The organism is Pantoea sp. S61 (genome assembly GCF_016625145.1).
Classification (GTDB): Bacteria; Pseudomonadota; Gammaproteobacteria; order Enterobacterales; family Enterobacteriaceae; genus Pantoea; species Pantoea rwandensis_B.
In genome coordinates this window covers 170399-191300 of sequence record NZ_JACVUO010000001.1, presented here as the reverse complement: position 1 = coordinate 191300, position 20902 = coordinate 170399, and the positions used below count along the sequence as shown (strand labels likewise).

Below are 20902 nucleotides of genomic sequence, written 5' to 3'. Positions count from 1 at the left end.
CATCAGGGCTTAATTTGATTACGCCCGCTGCGTTTTGCCAGATAAAGGGCCTTGTCGGCGTCCTGCTTCAGCTGATCCGCTTCCCCCGTGTTACCTGTTGACGTCAGCGTGCTGTAGCCGGCGCTGATGGTCACCACCCCAGCGGTGATCTCTGAATTTTCATGCGCAATGCCCGTTTCTGCAACACATCTGACCGCACGCTCCGCCACTTTTTTTGCATCAAACGCTGAGGTATTAGGCAGGATTATCGCAAACTCTTCACCACCGTAACGTGCGACGATATCGCCCTGATAATGCACGCTATCCTTTAACGCCAAGCCGACATCCTGCAAACACTCATCACCCGCAACGTGCCCGTAGGTATCGTTATAGCGTTTGAAATAATCGATATCGATCATTACCAGCGAGAGCGGCTCAGCATGCTTTTCTGAACGAAGCAGGGCCTGCTCCAGCAGAGCATCGAACTGACGGCGATTCGCCAGACCGGTCAAACCATCGACCAGCGCTAAGGATTGCAGCGTATGGTTAATGGTGGTCAGTTCATCTCGAACATGGGTGAGCTCAATCTGATTGCGCACGTTGGTGCCCACCTGTCGCAATACAAAGACGCCCATGCCGGTGATGGTTAAGAGCAACACAATGTTGAGCAAAACATTCGTCAGGTTGGCCGCCATCCACTCCATGCGAAGCCGGTCGCGGTCATAGCCGGCCGTCACGATCAGTGGATATCGCTCCAGTCGGGCGTAGCCGAACACGCGTTCGACACCGTCGAGAGTAGACCGCCAGGTTGCACTGCCGCTTGAAGCGGATTTCAATTCGGTTTTAAACAGCGGGCTGGCGGATAGGGTTCGGCCAATATAGGTGTCTGGGAAAGGGCGGATATACAGGGCCGTGGCATCCGCCAGGATCAACCCTAACGCATCTTTATCGCCAAGCGTGTAGTAGCTGTAGTACTGCCGGAAATAATCTACTTTGACCGTCGCAAGGGCAACGCCAGCAAAATTCCCCGCATTATCATTGAGGCGTACCGAAACAGGAATCACCAGATCACCGGTAGAGCGGCTGCGAATAACATGGCTGATATGGATATCCAGACTGGGATGTGTCCGGTGCCAGACGAAATAATCGCGGTCCGCGTTACTGGCATTGGTCGGCGTGAAGTTGCCAGATGAAGCCACCCAATGTCCCTCGGTATCGTATACAAATAGTCCATGAAGTTGAGGGAGCTTGCTTTGCTGGTCTTTGATTTGATGCAGGAACTGCGGCGTTGCCGCAAAGCTGTTGCCGTTTTGACGTAACTGACGCACAGCATCCGCGAGGGTGATATCGACTTGTAAAAAGGCATCTTCAGCTTGTTTCGCTAATGAGAGCGAGAGATTGCGTGCATCCTCTTCTTTCTCTGTCAGGTGTTGCTGCCAGGAGTGCCAAAGAGACCAGGCATTAATAGCCACCACCAGTAAACTGATGGAAAGCAGAAATACGGCCATACTTCTTCCAAGAGAAGTCTTTAGCAGACGAGGGGTGCTATCTGAGAGGACACTTTTACGCATTGATACTCTTTGTGAATGCTGAAAAGGTGGGCAGAGTGAATAGGGATATTACAGGATTCATGTAACTGTCATAAGCTAAGTAAAGAAAATTTTATGCATTTGTGGAATAAATCTGATGAGCGAGTGACGTTGTTCTAACTTACTTTTGTCACTCAAGCCGGCAGATGCCAGAAGGTTTTCAAGCGGTGTTTCATGATCCATTGGCTGGTTGTTTTATCTGATGGATGAACCTGGCGCTTATAAAGCTGAAATGAAACGCATCGCGCTGCGTCGTTATGCGTGAACTCTGGCTGCCAATGACTGAGGATGCCAATTCGGTGCGTTATTACTATTTTCTGGATTTGGAAGAGGTGGCAACAGTGCTGGCTAGTTGAGTCGTTTTAAGCCTTGAGAGATTAATGGCTCCACGTGCCGGACAGATTAAAAACTAGATGAGGGGCGGCGCGCATGAAGGGTGAGGCGAAAGCATATTCCCAGCAGGTGATAGCCCGTCATGGTCTGGAGTGTGTCTTCAGATATCCAATTTAACATAATCATGATTATGCGCACTTTAATTGAGGGTCCAATTTGATAATGTCACTTTTTAGCTAGTTCATAATGTCACCCAGATGCGGCGCGTTTGCCACGTTTTCTGGGAGATCTCTGCTGATGCTGGTGACCATGTCAAACAAAGAACTTCACCGTCTTTCCGTCATTCAGGCTGTTATTGAAAAACGTCTGCGTCGCCGCGATGCGGCCTTTCGGCTGGATCTCACCGAACGTCAGGTTCAGCGGCTGATGAACCGCTACAGCAAGTCTGGTGCAGCCGGTCTTACCAACGCACGGCGCGGAAAGCCCGACACGCATCGCATCGATGAGGCTCTGCGCCACCGCACACTGACGCTGCTACGTGAAAATTACGTGGGTTTTGCCCACAAATTACCGTAGAAATGCTTCAGGTACGTTCCGAGGTTGATAAGCGGATTACTTCACCCAGTCTTCCAGCACCAAACCCGGTACCCGCGCAAATTCCCTGGTATTATTTGTTACCAGTATAACGCCGGCCGCAATGGCATGACCGGCAATAGCCGTGTCATTTGGGCCTATCGGTGTTCCGGCTGCGCTTAGGGTGGCCTTAATTACAGCCGTGGCGTCTACCGCCGCCCGATCCCAGGGCACAATTGCATCAAGTCGGGCGCAGAATTCGTCAACCAGTTGACCATGACGCGGCGAGGCTTTCTTTCCAATCGCGCCAAAACGCATTTCTGCGTAAGTAATAGCCGAAACTACGATGCGATGGTTGCGCAGCACCGCTTGTTCAAGCCGTCTGATCACGTCCTCCGGTTGCTCGCGCATAATAAACGAACAGATACAAGTATCCAGCATGTATGTTTTGATCACAGATCAAATCTTCCCTCATCACTGACAACATCCCCGCGATCCATCATAAAATCCGGGTCCGCTTTCTCAAGCTGCATAAATGAGCCCCAGGTCGGCCGTACGGGACGCAGTATGATGCTGTCACCTTCCCGGACAATCTCCAACTCACTTACCCCTTCAAAATCCATATCGCGTGGCAAACGAATGGCACGGTTATTGCCATTTTTAAATACAGAAACAGTTCGCATGATTAATCCTCCTGAACGGACTTCCGACACAGTGTCGTCACCGGCTTTATGTTTTAAACTTAACCACTCAGCATATGTCTAGTATATGCCCAGCTTTGACATATGTATATGCCTTGTTCTCTTCATCAGAGAAACATCAGAATGTGACATTCGAAGCCGTAAGTTCGGGGTGACATTAGCGACGCGAAAGACATTTCTTGTTTTCATTTTTCCCTCTGCGGGTAAAGAAACGTGAAGTAACCTACGCGGGCACTGGGTTCCGCTAACCTTGGTAGTACACGATCTTTAACCTGCCGGGGAAACCATCATGTCGAAGACGAATTTACTGCTGAAAACGCCACTGCTATTGTTGACCATTTGTTCAATAATGAGTCTTAACACCGTTCGTGCGGCTGAAGAGCCCCTGTTCCAGCCTCTATCGCCGCAGGTCTCAGACCTCACTCAATATCGCTGGCACAATCGCCCTCTGGTGATCTTTGCCCCATCAAAAACAGATCCTGCTTATGTCGCGCAGATGGCGATGCTGGAGAAGCAGAAAGCGGAATTGGCCGATCGCGATATCATTGTGTTCAGTGATACCTCACCAACAGCCAATGGCACTCTGCGTAAACAGCTCAATCCGAAAGGATTTGAAGTGGTGCTGGTTGGAAAAGATGGTGGAATGAAACTACGTGAAACAACACCTCTGAATACTGAGGTGTTGCTCTCAACCATTGATAAAATGCCCATGCGTCAGGCCAAACTCAATTAATGAATGAGACGGGTTTACTCGACATCCAGCAGTGAGCCCGTTTTATAAAAACGTTTCCCGGCGATGTAATGCAAACTGCGCATCTCGTCTGGTGCGTCCTCGAATAACCAGCGCCCTTCTTTAAACACCCGGCTATCCGCCCAGGCACCCTTGATTTCACCGATGAACAAATCGTGGTCGTTCTGATTTTGTTCGATAGGTATCAACTCGCAGTACAACCAGGCCGCACAGCCAGCCACTAAAGGGAGATGAGTTTCAGGTAACTGGAAGAACTCGACGCCAGCTGTGGCCAGCTTATCTGACTGCTCAGCGCGGGAATGCGTACCGAGATAATGAACCATCTGCGCCTGACTGACGGTTGGGACATGTATAACGAATTTCAGGCTTTGCTCAATCAACTTACGCGTGAAGGTGGATTTATCCAGCACAACCGTCAATTTTGCCGGTTTGAACTCTAATCCACATACCCAGGATGCGGACATCACATTGTCAATCCCGTCATGGCGGGAGGAAACCAGTGTGGTTGGGCCATGGTTGATCAGGCGATAGGCTTTTTCCAGCTCAACAGATTCAATATGGGCATTCATAGATTCATTTCATCGCTTAAATTTCAAAGGCCTTTATTGTCGCCTGGTCAATTCGACTTTGCCAATCTCCAGCCATCACTTGTGCAAATCCTCTGCACCCCACGAGTGCAGCCATTGCTCCATCTTAAGCGTTTATTACGGCGTCATGGCTGTGCCAGTGCCTGTACCGCAGTCATTAAGCCTGGCGCGTTTCTTGCGTGTAACAAAAGGTTTCCCACCGCTGACGTTGCTTTCCCATTCATCCAAAGAGGTCTTTGCTATGGAATTGAAATGGTTTGAAGATTTTCTCAGTGTTGCACGCTGTTATAGCTTTACCCGCGCCGCCGACGAACGACATATCACGCAATCGGCGCTCAGTCGGCGCATCCGCCAGCTCGAAGAGTGGCTGGGTGTGCCGTTATTTGATCGTAAAACCTATCCGGTTACGCTCACGCCTGAGGGACAAACCTTCCTCGCGACCGCCAGCGAAACGGTATTTTCCATGTCGCATCTGCGCAATGATCTGCACCAGCGCTACAGTTCGCGCACTGCGGTATTACGTTTTGCGATGCTAAATACCCTTTCACTGACGTTCTTTCCTGACTGGATCCAGCGATTAAATCTGCAGCCCAATCTCAGCTTTATCCGCCTGTGCAATCAAAAACCGACTTTCGCTGAGCACATCTCCACCTTACACAGCGGTGAAACCGATTTTCTACTGACTTACGCGCATGATGCGGTGTCGCTGATACATCAGCTGGCGGCGTATCCCATGGTGCAACTGGGCCGTGAGCGTGCCATTGCCGTATGTCGCCCGGATAGCAGCGGCAAACCACTCTATCCGGTGCGCGCGGATAGCGGTCCGATTCCGTGGTTGAGTTATGGACAACATACCTTCTTTGCTCATGCGCTGGCGCAAATGCTCAGCAAACGCCCGCTTCCGCTTGAAGCGGTATATGAAAATGGTATGTCGGTGAATCTCAAAGCCATGGTCCTGGCCGGTGGCGGCGTGGCGTGGTTGCCTCTCAGTTTGGTGCATGAAGAGCTGGCCAGCGGCAGTTTAGTACGCGCCGATAACAGCAGCTGGGATATGTCGCTGGCGATCCGGCTCTATCGTCAACCGGTTCTGCAAAATCCTCAGGCTGAACAACTGTGGCTGCGTGCGTGTGCCAGCGAGACGGCTAATGCGGCCTGACACAAAACTATGCCGTTTTGGAATGGGGAGTGTGAATTGCTCATTGGCCTTACGCTGATGATTTACTCCATGCTGGGTCTTCAGAGAGACGAAAACCTGACCAACCAAGCTGGGGACTATCATGGAAAACAAAGCGTTAGTCTGGAAGTGGGTAGAAGAATATCAAGGGGTATTTTGTGAACTGAGCGATCGTGTCTGGGGCATGCCGGAAATTTGCTATACCGAGTATCGTTCGGTGGCTGAACACACCGCGATGCTAAAACAGCAAGGATTCCGCGTCACAGAAAACGTGGCCGACATCCCCACTGCGGTGATGGGTGAAGCCGGTGAAGGCGGTCCCATCATCGCTTTCCTCGGAGAATATGATGCCTTGCCAGGATTGAGTCAGGAAGCGGGCGTAGCACGTTATTCTCCGCTGCCGGGTAACGGTCATGGTCACGGCTGCGGGCATAACTTGCTGGGATCGGCTGCCATGCTGGCGGCTACTGCGTTGAAATCCTGGCTTGAAGAGACCGGCACACCGGGCCGCGTTCGCTATTATGGCTGTCCGGCAGAAGAAGGCGGTGCAGCCAAATCCTTTATGGCGCGTGCTGGCGCATTCGATGGCGTCGATGTCGCCATCACCTGGCATCCAAGCGCGCATCATGAAGTGGCAAAACCTCTTTCTCTTGCTAATACCCGTATGGATTTCGCTTTCCGTGGCCGCTCATCCCACGCTGCGGCTTCTCCACATCTTGGGCGCAGTGCGCTGGATGCCGCCGAATTGATGAACGTTGGCGTACAGTTCCTGCGCGAACACGTGCCGCAAGATTCCCGCATCCATTACGCCTTCCTTGATGCCGGTGGTGTGGCCCCCAATGTGGTACAGGCAAAATCTACCGTGCGCTACGCCATTCGCTCGCGCGATGTCCACGCGATGTTTGAACTGAATGAGCGGGTCAAGCGCGTGGCACAGGGTGCCGCCATCATGACCGATACCGAAGTGGATATCAGCATCATGAGCGCGGTATCCAACCTGCTTGGCAATCGTCCGTTAGAAGAAGCGATGCAGCGGAATCTGGAAGCGCTGGGTCCGGTGCCATTTGATCAAGCCGACCTCGCCTTTGCAGCTGAAATTCAGGCCACGCTAACAGCGGAAGAAATTGATAACTGCTACCGCAAAACCGGTGTGAAACCCGTCGATCCTAAACCCCTTAGCGATTACATCATTCCGCTCGATACCCACGGAGAGGTCATGATTGGCTCCACCGATGTCGGTGATGTCAGTTGGGTGATCCCGACCGTGCAGGCGCACGTACCCACCATGGCCATCGGAACCCCTGGCCACTCATGGCAACTGACCGCGCAAGGCAAAATGCCAGCCGCACACAAAGCCTTGGGCCATGTCGCTAAAGTCATGGCCGCGACGGCGGTCGACGTGCTGACTGACAAAATACTGATGGCGCAGATGAAGAAAGCCCATTTCGAGCAGGTCAGTGAAAAACCCTATCACTGCCCTATTCCAGCTGAGGTGAAACCACCGATTCAGCCGCGCCCGGATACTCTATAACGCCTCAGGAGAGATAGATGAAAAACAAGATGTTAACTGCCGCATTGACGCTGGCAGCGACCTGCTGCGCTTCAGCCCAGGCCGCAACGCCCGCCGATTCTTTAGTGATGGCGTGGAACATTGATGCCATCAGCACCTGGGATCCGGCGCAGATTGGTGAAGTGGTCACCAGTGAAATCTATTCAAACACCTGTGACACGCTGGTTGATTTTCGTGTCAGTGATGAAACGCAACTCGATCCTGCATTGGCCAAAAGTTGGGATGTCTCTGCCGATCGCAAGACCATCACCTTTCATTTACAGGACAACCTGAAATTTGCGGATGGCTCAGCCGCAACGGCCAGCGACCTGGCGTGGTCGATGCAGCGCGTAGTGAAATTGGGTTACGGCAACGCGGCTGCTATCAAGGAATATGGCTTTGATAAAGACAATGTCGACTCACGCATTAGCGCGCCTGATGACAAAACGCTGGTGATGCGTTTCGATAAAGCTTACCCCACCAATCTGGTGCTCCAGGCGATTGCCGCCAATAACGTCTCTTCCCTGCTTAACCGCAAAGAAGTCGAAAAACAGGCAGTGGATGGCGATCTGGGACACAAATACCTTTCCACTCATACCGCCTGTGTTGGGCCTTATCAACTGGTGCGCTGGAATGCCGGTGAAGGTGTGGTGCTACAGGCCACCCCGAACTACTGGGGAAAAGCGCCGGTACTGAAGCGCATTCTGATTCGTCATGTGGCTGAAACCGGTACTCAGCGTCTGCTGGTGACGCAGGGCGATGTGGATATCGCTCGCGATCTCTCAGCTGACGATCTGAAAACGCTGGATCAGGGCGGCAAAGTGAAAGTGGAAAAAGTCCTGAAGCCACAGCTGTTTTTCTGGACCTTCAATAATGAAGACCCCATTTTTAAAAACGAAAAAGTCCGTCTCGCCATGCGATACCTGATCGATTACGACGGGTTAGCGAAGAGCGTGATGCCTTATCTCGGCGTGCCGCGCGCCAGTTTCGTTCAACAAGGGGCGTTTGGTGCGCTGGATGCCAAACAAGGTCAGCCTTTCCACCTCGACCTGGATAAAGCCAAACAGTTGCTGACGGAAGCCGGTTATCCCAATGGTTTTAGCACCGCGGTCTTTTTTGGCACCCTGCCTCATTCGGCGCCGATTGCGCAAAGCGTGCAGCAGAATGCCGCGAAAATCGGCGTAACGCTCAATCTTGAACGTATGGCAAACGCCCAGTTGTTCAGCCGGGTACGCGGCCGTGAATTCCAGAGTGCAATGATGGCGTGGCAAACCTCTGTGCCCGATGCCTACGGTAATGCCTCGCGTCTGGTTTATAACCCTGACAATCGTAAAGAAGCGCGTGCCACGCAATATCCAAGCTGGCGTGCCGCTTATTACGATCCGCAGATGAATCAGAAAGTGGAAACCGCGCTGTTAGAACCGGATGACACCAAACGCGCTGCACTGTATGGCGATCTGCAGAAAGAGCAGATGCAAAAAGGGCCTATGGCGATCATGTTCCAGATGTACAACACCGCGGGAATAAGCCCAACGGTGAAAAACTGGACCTGGAACGGTTTTCGCGTTTGGTACGGTGCCGCAAGTAAATAACGGAGGTGGCAGATGTCACAGGTCATGATGCCCGTTGCACACAATACCCCTTCCGCTGGCTTGCGTCTGATAAGATGCCTTGCTCGTGGGCTCATCTCGATTGTTTGCACGCTACTGGGGTTGGCTGCCCTGACCTTCTTTATTGGTCGCTTACTGCCTATCGACCCAGTGGTCGCGATCATCGGGGATAACGCCAGTCAGGAAGCCTACGACAAGATGTTTCATCAGTTGGGGCTGGATCAACCGTTGTGGCACCAATTTGCCGACTACGTCTGGCAACTGCTGCACCTCGATTTTGGTATCGCTCTGACCACCAGCCATTCGGTGGCGCAGGATATCGCGCGCGTCTTCCCTGCTACGCTGGAACTGGCAACCGTAGCGGCCATTATTGGCGTTGGTTTCGGTATTCCCGCTGGCGTGCTGGCGGCAATGTACCGCAACACCTGGTTCGATCATCTGATCCGCTTCGTGGGGCTACTCAGCTATTCCACCCCGCACTTCTGGCTTGGGCTGATGGGATTGCTGCTGTTTTACGCCACGCTCGGCTGGATTGGCGGACCAGGTCGCATCGATTTTATCTACGAGTTCGATTTACATCCGGTGACGGGATTCTGGCTGATCGACAGCGCGCTGAGCGGAAACTGGGAAATGTTCCGCAACGTGTTTGGTCACATCATTTTGCCCGCATCGATTCTTGGCTTAAGCGCGTTGGCTTACATCAGCCGTATGACGCGTAGCTTCATGCTGGAACAACTGTCGCACGAGTACATCATTACCGCGCGCGTGAAAGGTTTGTCGTGGGCGCGATGTGTTTGGGTGCATGCATTCCGTAATATCGCCGTGCCCACGCTGACGGTGGTGGCCCTTTCCTGGGCCTGGCTGCTGGAAGGCGCAGTACTCACCGAAACCGTATTTGCCTGGCCCGGCTTTGGTCGCTACCTGACCAACGCACTGCTGGCGGGCGATATGAATGCGGTCGTCGGCTGCACATTACTGATCGGCGCCATTTTTGTCGCAATCAATCTGCTATGCGATCTGCTTTATCGTCTTTTCGATCCGCGTACGCGTCAGGAGGAAGCATGACCGATTCCGTCAACAAATCGATGCGCGCTAATCCTTCGCGTAACTTACGCGCCTGGCTGAGCGATCCTGCGCCACAGTCACCGTTTCAGGCGCACATGCAGCTGTTATGGATTCAGTGGCGACGCTTCTGCGCTAACCACTCGGCGCTCTTTGGTCTGCTGGTACTGTTGATGATTACTGGCGCGGCGGTGTTCGCGCCCTGGTTAGCCACTCACGATATCTATGCCCAAAACCTCGCCTTCCGCCTGCAACCCTTTTCTGCTGAGCACTGGCTGGGCACCGACGAATTGGGTCGAGATATTTACAGCCGTCTGCTGTATGGCGCGCGAATCACGCTGTATATCGCGGGCTTAACCGCGTTGATTATCACACCCATTGGCTTACTGGTCGGGACCAGCGCGGGTTATCTCGGCGGTTGGGTCGATACGGTGCTCATGCGTCTGGTGGACATCTTCCTGGCCTTCCCCAGTTTGATTCTGGCGCTGGCGTTTGTCGCGGCATTGGGGCCAGGCATCGAGAATGCGATCATCGCGATTTCTCTCTCCGCCTGGCCGCCGATTGCCCGCCTTGCACGCGCTGAAACTCTGGCAATCCGTAAGATGGATTACATCGCAGCGGTGCGCTTACAAGGGGCATCCGCCTGGCACATCATCGTGCGACATATCATCCCCATGTGCCTGCCTTCTGTCGTAGTGCGCGTCACCCTTAACATGGCGGCGATTATCCTTACCGCCGCTGGGCTGGGTTTCCTGGGTCTTGGCGCGCAAGCTCCCAGTCCGGAATGGGGCGCAATGCTGGCTTCCGGCCGCGAGTTCATGCTGAACAATGGCTGGATCGCTGCCATCCCTGGATTAGCAATATTGTTCACCAGTCTCGCCTTTAACCTGCTGGGTGATGGCCTGCGCGACGTAATGGATATCCGCCATGAATAATCTGCTACAGGTGAAAAACCTTAATATCGTGTTTCGCAGCGCGCACGGGGAGCACCGCGCGGTACGTGACGTCTCTTTCCATGTCGGACGTGAGAAAGTCGCGATTGTCGGTGAATCCGGTTCGGGAAAATCACAGACCTGCCGTGCGTTACTACAGCTGACGCCCAAAATCGGTCACGTGACCGCCGATCAGATGCAGTTCGGTGATATCGATCTGCTCAACAGCAGTGAAAAGCAAATGCGCCAGATTCGCGGAAATCGTATTTCGATGATCCTGCAGGATCCCCGCTTCTCGCTTAATCCGCTGATGCGCATTGGCGATCAGGTGGCAGAAGCCTTCAGACTGCATCGCCGGGTCAGCAAAAATGAAGCCCATGTGCGCGCATCAGCGATGCTGGAATCGGTGCATATTCGCGAAGTGGCGAAAGTCGCGCGACTCTATCCGCATGAGATTTCTGGCGGTATGGGCCAGCGCGTGATGATCGCTATGATGCTAATCCCTGAGCCGGATTTGATCATTGCCGACGAACCGACCTCCGCACTGGACGTGACGGTGCGCCAGCAGGTGCTGAGCATCCTCAATGAACAGCTGGCACGCCGTCAGACCGGCCTGCTGTTTATCAGTCACGACCTTAATCTGGTCTCTCGTTTCTGCGATCGCGTACTGGTGATGTACGCCGGGCGCATCGTCGAAGAGATTCGTGCCGATCGTCTGGAACAGGCACAGCATCCTTACACGCAAGCATTACTTGCCAGTCAGCCACGTCTGCATCATCCCCTTAATACGCTGCGTGTGCCGACCCGAGATGCCAGTTGGCTCACCGGCCCCTGTTTTCGTGATGGAGTCGCATTATGAATCCCATTCCAACCGCACAACGCAGCATCGAAATGGTGGATGTCAGTATTGCATTCGGTCAGGGAGCGCATCGGCGGCAGGTGGTTGATAACGTAAGCCTGACGCTGGCACAAGGAGAGTGTTATGGCCTGATTGGTGAATCGGGGTGTGGAAAATCCACTATTTTGCGCGCGCTGGCTGGTCTGAATCACGATTATCAGGGCCATATCCTGTTCAATAATCGTGAACAGCAACCGCAGCGAGATAAAGCCTTTTATCGCCAGGTGCAAATGGTGTTTCAGGACCCTTACGCCTCGCTCCATCCGCGAAAAATGGTGTGGGCCAGTCTGCGTGAACCGCTGAAGCTGCATGCCATGGATCACCATGAAGCACGCATCAGCGATGTGCTGCACGCGGTCGGACTGTCCGATGCCTTCCGTTATCGTTATCCCCATCAACTTTCTGGTGGTCAACGTCAGCGTGTGGCCATCGCGCGGGCCCTCATTCTGGAACCTTCCGTGCTGTTACTGGATGAACCGACCTCAGCACTGGACGTTTCAGTCCAGGCGGAAATCCTCAATTTACTCAGCAGCATGCAACGGCAGCGCAGCCTCACTTATTTAATGGTGACGCATGATTTGGCGGTCGTGACCCACCTGTGCCGCCGCATCGGCATCATGCATCACGGCAAGTTGCTGGAAGAACTCAGTGCGGACAGCGTGCGTCAGGGTGGAGCACGGGAAATCTATACCCGCGAGTTTCTGGCGGCGAGTGAGGCGTGAACCTGTGCTCAACTTAAAACCATGAGGCTTTGCCATGTTACGCACGCTATTTACCGCATTGGATAGGGAGACATCATCATGACGCTCATTGAATCTCTGGCACAGTGGTGTGCCAATCCACCGCCCTTTTCTCTTCGTGCTCGTGAACTGGCGATTGACGCCATCACCGATACGTTGGGTTGCATGGTGGCTGGCCGTAGCGACTTTTCTACCCAGGCGGTACAGCAGGCATGGCCACAGTTGCCCCGCAGTCAGGCGCTTGAGGCGCTGTTCAACGCTACGGCCGCTCACGCTATCGACTTTGACGACAACTTTGCACCGGGCATGAGTCACGCCTCGGCCGTTCTGGTGCCGGCACTGCTGGCCGTGGCGCAAAACAGCGACGGCACTTCTTTGATACGCGCTTATTTAATTGGTCTGCAGGCACAAGCCTTTGTTGGCGAGGCTATCGGCTACCAGCATTACACTGCCGGCTGGCATGGCACTTCCACCGTTGGCTGCATTGGCAGCGCAGCCGGCGTTGCTGCCCTGCTCGGCCTGGATGCAGCAGGGATTGCCCGTACGCTGAGTATCGCAGTGAGTCTGGCCAGTGGCGTAAAAGGCCAGTTTGGTACGCCACTGAAACCTTTTCATGCCGGGATGGCGGCGCGCAATGCCGTTGAAGCCGCTACGCTGGCGCAAACCGGTATGCAAGGTCGTCTCGACATCATTGAGTGTGCTCAGGGTTTTGCGGAACTTTATGCCGGTCAGTTAAGCCAACCTTCGCTGCCCGGCGCTGAGCAGCATGTCATTGAGCAAATCGGTGTGATGCCGAAAAAATATCCGTGCTGCGGCTCAACCCACCGCATTCTCGATGCGATTGCCGATATCCAGCAAAAGCGGGCGTTGAAGATTGACGACATCGAAAGCGTACACTGCCAGGTGGGGATCGCGAACTGGCGCAATCTTGCCTACCACCAGCCGCAGGATGAAATGCAAGCGCGCTTCTCGATGCAATATTGCGTTGCCATGATGCTCAGGAATGGCACGTTGAGCGTGCAGGACTTTACCGCCGCCAGGGTAAAACAACAGGCGGATGCACTACAGTTGGCGATGATTACCCTCGCGCCATGGACAGCGGAACAGGAGGCTGAAAACAGAAACCTGCCGCATATCCTCACCTTGCGTTTCAGGGATGGTCAGGAAATTGTCCACGCCAGATTGCGGGCGCGAGGTGCACTAGACGAACCTTTCAGCAACGACGATCGGCAGGCAAAATTCTTAGATTGTTGTGCAGCGCTACCCCAGGCAGAATCGCTTTATCAGCGCCTAAAGGAATTAGCGCAGCAATCTGATTTAACGTTTATACGTCAGTTGATGGTTTAACCCTGACACGATGGGCAGCAGCCATCGCTGGATGGCTCCGTTTCATCGCAGGAGAAAACGCTTCGAGAACAGCGGTGAATCGGATCTGTAGAGCGGCACCGAATCACCGCTAAATTTATAAGCTCGGAAAATATTTTCACTTTTTTGGCAATATTCACATCGCTCATTCGTCTACCTCAGTACGGGCCAATATCGGCTACTGTAATGAGGAATAACAACAATGAGAGATTTTGATATGCGCAGACAACATCACCGTGGTCACTCTTTTGGTGGTCATCGCATGATGAAACCGCTGTTGCTCGGCGTGGTGATTATCGCGGCACTTGGGCTGCTGGTGATGTCGCTGTGGAATGCCGTGCTGCCTGCCATCATCGGCGTGAAGGCGATTGGGTTCTGGCAGGCGCTTGGGCTGCTGATATTGTGCCGCATTCTGTTTGGTGGCTTAGGTTTCCGCCCCGGCATGTTCGGTATGGCGCGTCGTCGTATGCACGAACGCTGGATGCAGATGACCCCAGAGCAGCGCGAAGAGTTTATGCAACATCGCCGTGAACGTTCGCACCGTGGACGTCGCGATTGCTGTGACTGGCATGGCCGCCACGATGATGCGCGCTCACCCTCCGACGAGACTCCCGCTAAATCGCCAGACGCAGAGTAAACGCCATGGCGCAGGATTCTCTGCTGATGTCCGCGTTGAACGCCTGTCGGGCAAAATTGAGCGCATTTATCCGCGGCCGCACTTCGGTACGTGAAGATGCTGACGATATCCTGCAGGAAGTGACCTACAAGCTCATGCAGGTCGAGCAACCGGTGGAAAATGTCGCGGCCTGGTTATTCCGTGCGGCACGCAATGAAATGACCGACCGGGCGCGAAAGAAGCGTGAACTGCCGCTAGCCGATCTGTTGAACGGCGATGAGGAGGCGGATTTTCCCGAAGATGAGCTAGCTGAAACGCTATTTGGCGTGCCGGAAACGCCGGAAGATGAGTATCTCAAAGCGCTGTTATGGGAAGAACTGGAGGAAGCCTTAGCGGAACTGCCCCCTGCTCAGCGCGAGGTGTTCGAAAAAACGGAGTTGCTGGGTTACAGCTACAACGAGCTGTCTGAAGAGAGCGGCATCAGTGTCCAGGCACTGTTATCACGCAAACACAAAGCGGTGCTTTCCCTGCGTACACGATTGCGCAATCTTTATGATGAACTCACCGCTGAGTAATCATGTTTATTTCGGATGCTGAACGAGCATGGCTGCTATTTTCCAGCAGATAGCAGCCAGCCTGCTCAGATTACCACCAAACGGCCTCTTCCTGCGGCGCCAGGATATTCACCGCTTGCCCAATCACTGGCAGTGACAATTTAATTTTTTGATCACGCGCCAGTGCGGCTATTTGCCTGAAGGGATCATCCCAGTGATGGAAAGCCAGATCGAAGGCTGCGTTATGAATGGGCATTAACCATTTGCCCTTTAAATCCTGAAACGCCCGGATGGTATCCGTTGGCAACATATGAATATCCGCCCACCGGATGTCATAAGCCCCATTCTCAAGGCAGGCTACATCAAATGGACCGTATTTATTGCCGATTTCTCTAAAGCCCGGAAAATAGCCGGAGTCACCGCCAAAAAATAAACGAAACTCATCGGTGATGATGCTCCATGAACACCACAAACGTTTATTGCCGTCAAACAAACCTCGACCAGAGAAGTGCTGAGACGGCGTGGCGACGAAATGCACCTCGCCCACATCCGTAGATTGCCACCAATCCAGTTGGGTGATCTTCTCCCCAGCCACTCCCCACTTTGCCAGTAAATCGCCGACGCCCAGCGGTGCGAGGAAATAGCGCACACGATCTTTCAACTGCATGATCGTCTGGTAATCCAGATGGTCATAATGATCATGGGATAAAATAATGCCCTCAATAGGCGGTAAATCGCTCAGCTCGATGGGTGCAGCCTGAAAACGCTTTGGTCCGAGCCACTGAAAGGGAGACGCCCGCAAGTTAAATACCGGGTCAGTAAGCCAATACTTGCCTTTCAATTTAAGCAGCAGCGATGAATGCCCCAGACGAAACACACTGTTATCAGCTGCCGCAGCAAGTGTCTCGGCCGTGATCGGCTGCACAGGTAATGGCTGCTGCGGTAGGGTCTCTTTCGGTTTATTGAACGCCAAATCCCAGAACATCTTTAAATATTCACCGAACTTCAAGGGCTGACGTGGCGCAACATTGGTGAAACGCTTGCCATCAAACTGCGCGGATTGCGGATAGCCCTTGATGGCAGCGCGGGAAATGCTTGAACAATTCAACATTGATCTTTTACCTGGCCGTGTTGGGTGCTTCAGAATAGCGGTTTTTAGTGAATCATATATGGCATAACTGGCGGTCTGGTTTTGAATATTCTCCTTGAGATGACATTTGCACTCTCGAAGGTTAAAGTTTCTCTTTTGATTGATTTTGCGAGGGAAAATGAAACCTTTATTTGTGTATGGCACCTTACAACCTGGTCACTCCAATGCCCATATTCTCGAAGATATCGGTGGTGAGTGGCTGGCCGGTACAGTGAAGGGCATCTTTTACGAACGTGGTTGGGGGGCTGCAGCAGATTTTCCCGGCATCGTATTGGACAACAACGCCGGTCGTGTCACAGGTTCACTGTTCTTCTCTGATAACCTCACGTCACATTGGCCAATGCTGGACGCGTTCGAGGACGGTTATGATCGAGTGGATGTCGAAGTCACCACCCTCGAAGGCGAGAAAGTCACGGCGTGGATTTATCAGTTGCAGCCACAGCAGCGTTGATCTGCCCTCTTCTTTTCCAGCCTAACGCGGGTGCCACGCCCACGATAAAGTCACTGATAATCTGTTGATATTCGGCGTGGCTGAGCTCATAGGGCAACTCCACGCGGAACTCGTCTACTTCGCGCAGAATCGGATCGTTAATTAACTGCGCGACAATTTCCTCACTGCTGCCCACAATATCCTGCGAGAAAAGAGTGCGCTTCGGCCCCTGTGGCTCCAGTGTGCGCTGATAGCGGCTGGCAGCAAAATCCTGATAGCGCTTGATGGTGGATGGGCTGGCACTGTCGGTAGGGATGATAACGCGGCCAGCTGCAATGCGCGGTCGATGGATAGCGTCCGCTGCCCAATATTGTCTAAAGGTACAAATTAAGGCCAGTTGAGCGTCATGATAATCGAGGCTGACTTCTGCTGATGTGAGATTTCCGATCGGCAAATTGAAATGGTTTTCAGCGGCCCCAGCATTGGTTATCTGATTATTCACTCATCTCACGCTCTCCGAGATGCCAGATTTTCTCTGCATAACGGCCTATCAGTGCGAGTGAGGCTGCAAGCACCAGGAAGAAAACAACCTTGTGTAAACCATCCCAGAAATATTCGAAATAACGGGTATACAAATTAATCGCCAGAAATGTGATGCCAAAACGGCGCAGCATGCTGTCATCGGTTTTTAATCCAATACTGATACACACTCCCGATGCCAATGCGAACAACAGTGCCCAAGGCAGCAGAGTCAGGCGACTAGTGTCGTACCAATTGTCAATATCATAGTTGCCAAAAATCGACATAATCCATAAAGCGATAAACAGACAGGTCAGACCCATGACTTTGCTGACGGTAAACAAATGACGTTTAATCAACATAGGTTGCAACAAGAAGCACAACAGCAGTAAACCCGCACCGAAGAAAATAAAACGAATCGGGTAATTCATGCCTAACCAATACGCGCCCCAGCCAGACATATAACCGGTTTCGGCGCCGAAGGCGTTAGCGAGCGAGAGCAGAAAGAACAGCCACACCAAACCTGAACGCCCAAAATAACCGATCAAGCCATACAGCAACGATCCTGCAAGAAATAGCGGTGCAATATTGCCACTGCCGTTATCCAGCATTTCGCCAATTTGCCAAAGTGCAATGGCGGAACTGAGCACGCCAAGAAACAATATGGCTTCAGTACTGTAATGCCACTGTTTTTCCTGCTGTTGACGAGTGAATCCCCAACCAAAAAACACGATGGCTAAGAAAAGGGGAAGTCCGATACGTGCTACTGAGGAATAGGCAAACCATGCGAGGATTTGGGCCAGTAAGTCGCTGTCAGAGAAGAGACTGCCGAAGGCAATAACGATACAGGCTAATGCGGTCCAAAACGCATATTGGCTCAGTCTGCGCCAATCGAACACCACACGCGTTATGGTTCCGGCTAAACGCTGATGATCCTCATCAGTGATCGCCCTTTCCTGCTGCCATTGTGCCAGCGCCTGACGAATAATCTTTTCCTGCTTACGTGTGACGCGCATATCTCTTCCCTGCTGTGGTGGTTGCCGCACATTAGCACGTATCACGCCAGGCTAAAATTAATACAAACCGCATGATGGAGTATTGAGATGATTAAACTTTGCACCGCTTGTAGCACCTCCTACGAAGATGATGCAAGCATCAGGCATTGTAAGATTTGCGAAGACGAGCGCCAATTTGTGCCGGTGAGTGGCCAGCATTGGCTGGCTCTCTCTGATTTGTGCGCTACCCACCAAAATAAATGGCAGCAACATCAGCCAGGATTATTCAGCTTACAAACCGTACCTGCTTTTGCCATCAATCAGCGTGCATTTTTATTACAAACCGCGCATGGCAATATTCTGTGGGATTGTATTGCCAACTTAGACTCAGCAACAGAAACCTTGATTCAGGCTTTAGGCGGTATTGACGCTATCGCGATTTCACATCCTCACTATTACAGTACGATGCAGGATTGGGCAGCGACGTTTGATGCGCCGGTATATTTGCATGCGGATGATCGGCAATGGATTATGCGTCAAAGCCCGTATATTCAGTGCTGGCAAGGCGACGAACTGGATATCATACCGGAGGTTAAACTGTTGCGGCTGGGTGGGCATTTCGCCGGCGGATCGGTACTTCACTGGGCAGAGCGTGGTGGGATATTGTTGAGTGGCGATATTGTGCAGGTGGCACCAGGCGCCAATACGGTTTCATTTATGTGGAGTTATCCCAATATGTTACCGCTCTCAGCCTCTACCCTGAGCACACTGGTTCACCGCCTCGATAAGGTGAGTTTCTCGCAAATCTATGGTGCTTTTGCCGGACGAGAAATTACCCAGGATGCACAGCAGATTGTCAGGCAGGCAGCGGCGCGTTATCTCCACTGCCTGCGATGAAGTTTATTTCGCTAATCCGGTATTGACGCGTTTGCCAATCTCTTTGAGCTGTGAATACTTTTCAAGCAATGCTGGGCCATCATCAAGACTCATGGCAAACATCCATAAATAGGTCATCACGGAATAAATGTGCCCTGCGCTCATTCCGCCTTTTAACGCCATCACCGTAATCGTGATGCCAAACAGCAGTGCTGAGGCAACACCAATCGATAAGTAACTCATAGCTTCACGATCGGACAGACGGATGCGCACCCGCGCCAGGAAATGATAATGCCGATGCAGTTTCTGTTCTCCAGCACTGCTAACAAAGCCCACTTCCCGTTCAAGCCGGTCGTTCATACGCGCAATTAACGCTTCGTTGGTGCGCGTGTAATGCGGCAGAAAGCTAGCGAACAGCACCAAAATCGTCAGGCAAACTAAGCCCGCCCAGGGTTCGATGGTCAACAGCATCACCACTGCACCACACATGGATGCGGTAGAGGTGATCAGCATAGGCAGATGTGTTTCGAAAAAATCAACGAATTGTCGTGACAGTGTCACCCTGGCAGCAATGGCAGAATGGCTATGCGCCTCTTCGCGCTGCGCAAGGATCACAGGCACTGCAAGACTTGCGTAGATCCGTGCAAAAGTTCGCGTATCCATGGTGCGACGTGCGGCACCAATCATCCACATCACCAATACCAAACCGGCATAGAAAAGACCATGTAGTGCGTGGCCGTGCATGATGGCGTTAATCGCGAACCCCGCCAGTAGTGGATAAAGCAGATAAACCACATTTTCAGCGATGACCAGCATGAGCGTCAGAAGTAGTTTTTTCTTGTTTCGTTTTGCCAACACTTTCAGGGTATTGAGGGCGCTGTGTGACGCCACGTTTTCGAGGTTTTCAGGTATGATTTGCATAAGATTAGATTCAAATTGAGCTTTTGAGCGATTGCTCAAAAGTGGTAAAATTGTATTTGAGCGATTGCTCAAAGTCAACGGTGGTGGTGATGAAAGAGACAACAGCGGAGTTGCGTGAAAAGATCCTGGACACAGCGGTCGCACTGTTTATTGAAAAGGGATTGGAGAATGTGAAAACGCGCGAGTTAACGACACAACTCGGCCTGTCACGCAGCCACATCTATCACTATTTTCCCGACTGGGCGACATTGTGCCTGGAAGCCTGTTGCCGATTTGCACAGCGTGATTTGCAGGTATTTACCCGGGATATTGAACAACTGCCCTTCACTGAACGCCTGGAAGCGTTTATCAGTAGCTATTTACCGCAGGAACCGGATGCGGTGTGGCAGCTGTATAGTTCTCTTTGGCGTAAAGCGACAACTGAAGCGGCGTATGCGCAATTGGCCACGCAATTGACACAACAATGGCAAGCATTGATGGCGGGAATCATAGAGGATGGCATCCGTGCAGGTGCATTTCGTGAAGCAAACGCCCTGCAGGTGGCACGTCAACTCAGCGCGATGTTAAATGGCTATGCGGATTTACTGATTGTGGTGCAACAGACTGAAGCGCGGGAACAGGCGATAAACGATTTACGTGCCTTTATTAAACTCGCGCTTTAAGTTGTCGAACTCTCTGTTTCAGGAAGTGGTTAATGAATTATCAGTGGTGGCGACAAAATAGGCATCGCGTTTTTCAATCGTAACACCGCGATCGCGCCAATAGGCTGCCATGTTGAAAAACGCATCGCTGGTGAGATTGAAGCCAATAATAACTGAAGAGTGCTTACCGCTACTGAGAAACTTGTTCAACTGCTCCATATTCAACGCTTTAACAGACTCCATCATCTTCTCCCGATCTATAACAAGATAATCTGCTTCAACAGATTATCTTGTAAGTATCAAGACGCACAATGCAGTTATATTAATATTACGTTTTGCGAAAATTCTAATGACATT

23 protein-coding genes and 1 pseudogene are annotated in these 20902 nt (G+C 52.3%); 15 read left to right on the top strand and 9 right to left on the bottom strand.

The window, feature by feature from the left end:
• Positions 1-2: 2 nt before the first annotated feature.
• Complete coding sequence (locus IAE30_RS00985; RefSeq protein ID WP_200537792.1) at positions 3-1487, bottom strand: sensor domain-containing diguanylate cyclase; 1485 nt, start codon at positions 1485-1487, stop codon at positions 3-5.
• A 723-nt stretch (positions 1488-2210) separates the two neighbouring features.
• Here IAE30_RS00985 and IAE30_RS00980 point away from each other — a divergent pair.
• A pseudogene (locus IAE30_RS00980) lies at positions 2211-2471 on the top strand (helix-turn-helix domain-containing protein); the annotation flags it as partial.
• A gap of 42 nt (positions 2472-2513) precedes the next feature.
• Here IAE30_RS00980 and IAE30_RS00975 read toward each other — a convergent pair.
• Positions 2514-2930, bottom strand: coding sequence for a type II toxin-antitoxin system VapC family toxin (locus tag IAE30_RS00975; RefSeq protein ID WP_200677864.1), 417 nt, complete (start codon positions 2928-2930; stop codon positions 2514-2516).
• Entirely contained in the window at positions 2927-3157 is a 231-nt protein-coding gene (gene vapB, locus IAE30_RS00970) for a type II toxin-antitoxin system VapB family antitoxin (RefSeq protein ID WP_045815538.1), read from the bottom strand. The genes IAE30_RS00975 and vapB overlap by 4 nt, the downstream gene beginning before the upstream one ends.
• Before the next feature lie 307 nt (positions 3158-3464).
• Here vapB and IAE30_RS00965 point away from each other — a divergent pair, with 307 nt between their 5' ends.
• Positions 3465-3908 carry a DUF4174 domain-containing protein gene (locus IAE30_RS00965; RefSeq protein ID WP_200538509.1) on the top strand — a complete coding sequence of 148 codons (444 nt, stop codon included), beginning with the start codon at positions 3465-3467 and terminating at the stop codon, positions 3906-3908.
• A gap of 14 nt (positions 3909-3922) precedes the next feature.
• On the opposite strand, the gene IAE30_RS00960 is transcribed toward IAE30_RS00965, so the two are convergent.
• Positions 3923-4495, bottom strand: a complete 573-nt coding sequence (locus tag IAE30_RS00960) for a flavin reductase family protein (RefSeq protein WP_200677862.1) — start codon at positions 4493-4495, stop codon at positions 3923-3925.
• Between the two features lie 259 nt (positions 4496-4754).
• Between IAE30_RS00960 and IAE30_RS00955 the strand changes: the two genes are divergently transcribed.
• The 10 genes from IAE30_RS00955 to IAE30_RS00910 all read left to right on the top strand — a co-directional run bounded on the left by IAE30_RS00955 (position 4755) and on the right by IAE30_RS00910 (position 15034).
• A complete protein-coding gene (locus IAE30_RS00955; protein ID WP_200677860.1) occupies positions 4755-5669 on the top strand; it encodes a LysR family transcriptional regulator in 915 nt (304 codons plus the stop codon).
• A gap of 121 nt (positions 5670-5790) precedes the next feature.
• Positions 5791-7218 carry a M20 family metallopeptidase gene (locus IAE30_RS00950; protein ID WP_200677858.1) on the top strand — a complete coding sequence of 476 codons (1428 nt, stop codon included), beginning with the start codon at positions 5791-5793 and terminating at the stop codon, positions 7216-7218.
• Positions 7219-7235: 17 nt separating this feature from the next.
• Complete coding sequence (locus IAE30_RS00945) at positions 7236-8828, top strand: ABC transporter substrate-binding protein (protein WP_200538505.1); 1593 nt, start codon at positions 7236-7238, stop codon at positions 8826-8828.
• Between the two features lie 12 nt (positions 8829-8840).
• Positions 8841-9911: an ABC transporter permease gene (locus tag IAE30_RS00940; protein WP_200538504.1), complete on the top strand. Its 1071-nt coding sequence runs from the start codon at positions 8841-8843 to the stop codon at positions 9909-9911.
• Positions 9908-10843: an ABC transporter permease gene (locus tag IAE30_RS00935; RefSeq protein ID WP_200538503.1), complete on the top strand. Its 936-nt coding sequence runs from the start codon at positions 9908-9910 to the stop codon at positions 10841-10843. The genes IAE30_RS00940 and IAE30_RS00935 overlap by 4 nt, the downstream gene beginning before the upstream one ends.
• Complete coding sequence (locus IAE30_RS00930) at positions 10836-11699, top strand: ABC transporter ATP-binding protein (RefSeq protein WP_200538502.1); 864 nt, start codon at positions 10836-10838, stop codon at positions 11697-11699. Before IAE30_RS00935 ends, IAE30_RS00930 begins: the two co-directional genes overlap by 8 nt.
• Entirely contained in the window at positions 11696-12460 is a 765-nt protein-coding gene (locus tag IAE30_RS00925) for an ABC transporter ATP-binding protein (RefSeq protein ID WP_045815545.1), read from the top strand. Before IAE30_RS00930 ends, IAE30_RS00925 begins: the two co-directional genes overlap by 4 nt.
• A gap of 78 nt (positions 12461-12538) precedes the next feature.
• Entirely contained in the window at positions 12539-13825 is a 1287-nt protein-coding gene (locus IAE30_RS00920) for an MmgE/PrpD family protein (RefSeq protein ID WP_200538501.1), read from the top strand.
• 220 nt (positions 13826-14045) lie between these two features.
• Positions 14046-14480, top strand: a complete 435-nt coding sequence (locus IAE30_RS00915) for a hypothetical protein (RefSeq protein WP_200538500.1) — start codon at positions 14046-14048, stop codon at positions 14478-14480.
• A 5-nt stretch (positions 14481-14485) separates the two neighbouring features.
• Positions 14486-15034 carry an RNA polymerase sigma factor gene (locus IAE30_RS00910; protein ID WP_045832528.1) on the top strand — a complete coding sequence of 183 codons (549 nt, stop codon included), beginning with the start codon at positions 14486-14488 and terminating at the stop codon, positions 15032-15034.
• Positions 15035-15104: 70 nt separating this feature from the next.
• On the opposite strand, the gene IAE30_RS00905 is transcribed toward IAE30_RS00910, so the two are convergent.
• On the bottom strand, positions 15105-16307 hold the full coding sequence (locus IAE30_RS00905) for an MBL fold metallo-hydrolase (RefSeq protein ID WP_370585435.1): 1203 nt from the start codon (positions 16305-16307) through the stop codon (positions 15105-15107).
• Between IAE30_RS00905 and IAE30_RS00900 the strand changes: the two genes are divergently transcribed.
• The gene (locus tag IAE30_RS00900) at positions 16282-16614 is read left to right on the top strand and encodes a gamma-glutamylcyclotransferase family protein (RefSeq protein ID WP_045832561.1); all 333 of its coding nucleotides are present in this window, start codon (positions 16282-16284) and stop codon (positions 16612-16614) included. The genes IAE30_RS00905 and IAE30_RS00900 overlap by 26 nt on opposite strands.
• On the opposite strand, the gene IAE30_RS00895 is transcribed toward IAE30_RS00900, so the two are convergent.
• Entirely contained in the window at positions 16574-17095 is a 522-nt protein-coding gene (locus tag IAE30_RS00895; protein WP_200538499.1) for a hypothetical protein, read from the bottom strand. The genes IAE30_RS00900 and IAE30_RS00895 overlap by 41 nt on opposite strands.
• Positions 17088-18128, bottom strand: coding sequence for a DUF2157 domain-containing protein (locus IAE30_RS00890; RefSeq protein WP_200677856.1), 1041 nt, complete (start codon positions 18126-18128; stop codon positions 17088-17090). The genes IAE30_RS00895 and IAE30_RS00890 overlap by 8 nt, the downstream gene beginning before the upstream one ends.
• Before the next feature lie 87 nt (positions 18129-18215).
• Here IAE30_RS00890 and IAE30_RS00885 point away from each other — a divergent pair, with 87 nt between their 5' ends.
• Positions 18216-19004: an MBL fold metallo-hydrolase gene (locus IAE30_RS00885; RefSeq protein WP_200677854.1), complete on the top strand. Its 789-nt coding sequence runs from the start codon at positions 18216-18218 to the stop codon at positions 19002-19004.
• A 3-nt stretch (positions 19005-19007) separates the two neighbouring features.
• Here the strand turns inward: IAE30_RS00885 and IAE30_RS00880 are convergent, their stop codons facing one another.
• On the bottom strand, positions 19008-19904 hold the full coding sequence (locus IAE30_RS00880) for an ABC transporter six-transmembrane domain-containing protein (protein ID WP_045815553.1): 897 nt from the start codon (positions 19902-19904) through the stop codon (positions 19008-19010).
• 89 nt (positions 19905-19993) lie between these two features.
• Here IAE30_RS00880 and IAE30_RS00875 point away from each other — a divergent pair, with 89 nt between their 5' ends.
• Positions 19994-20566, top strand: a complete 573-nt coding sequence (locus IAE30_RS00875) for a TetR/AcrR family transcriptional regulator (RefSeq protein WP_200538496.1) — start codon at positions 19994-19996, stop codon at positions 20564-20566.
• A gap of 18 nt (positions 20567-20584) precedes the next feature.
• Here IAE30_RS00875 and IAE30_RS00870 read toward each other — a convergent pair whose 3' ends face one another.
• On the bottom strand, positions 20585-20791 hold the full coding sequence (locus tag IAE30_RS00870; protein ID WP_156149360.1) for a hypothetical protein: 207 nt from the start codon (positions 20789-20791) through the stop codon (positions 20585-20587).
• Between the last annotated feature and the right edge of the window lie 111 nt (positions 20792-20902).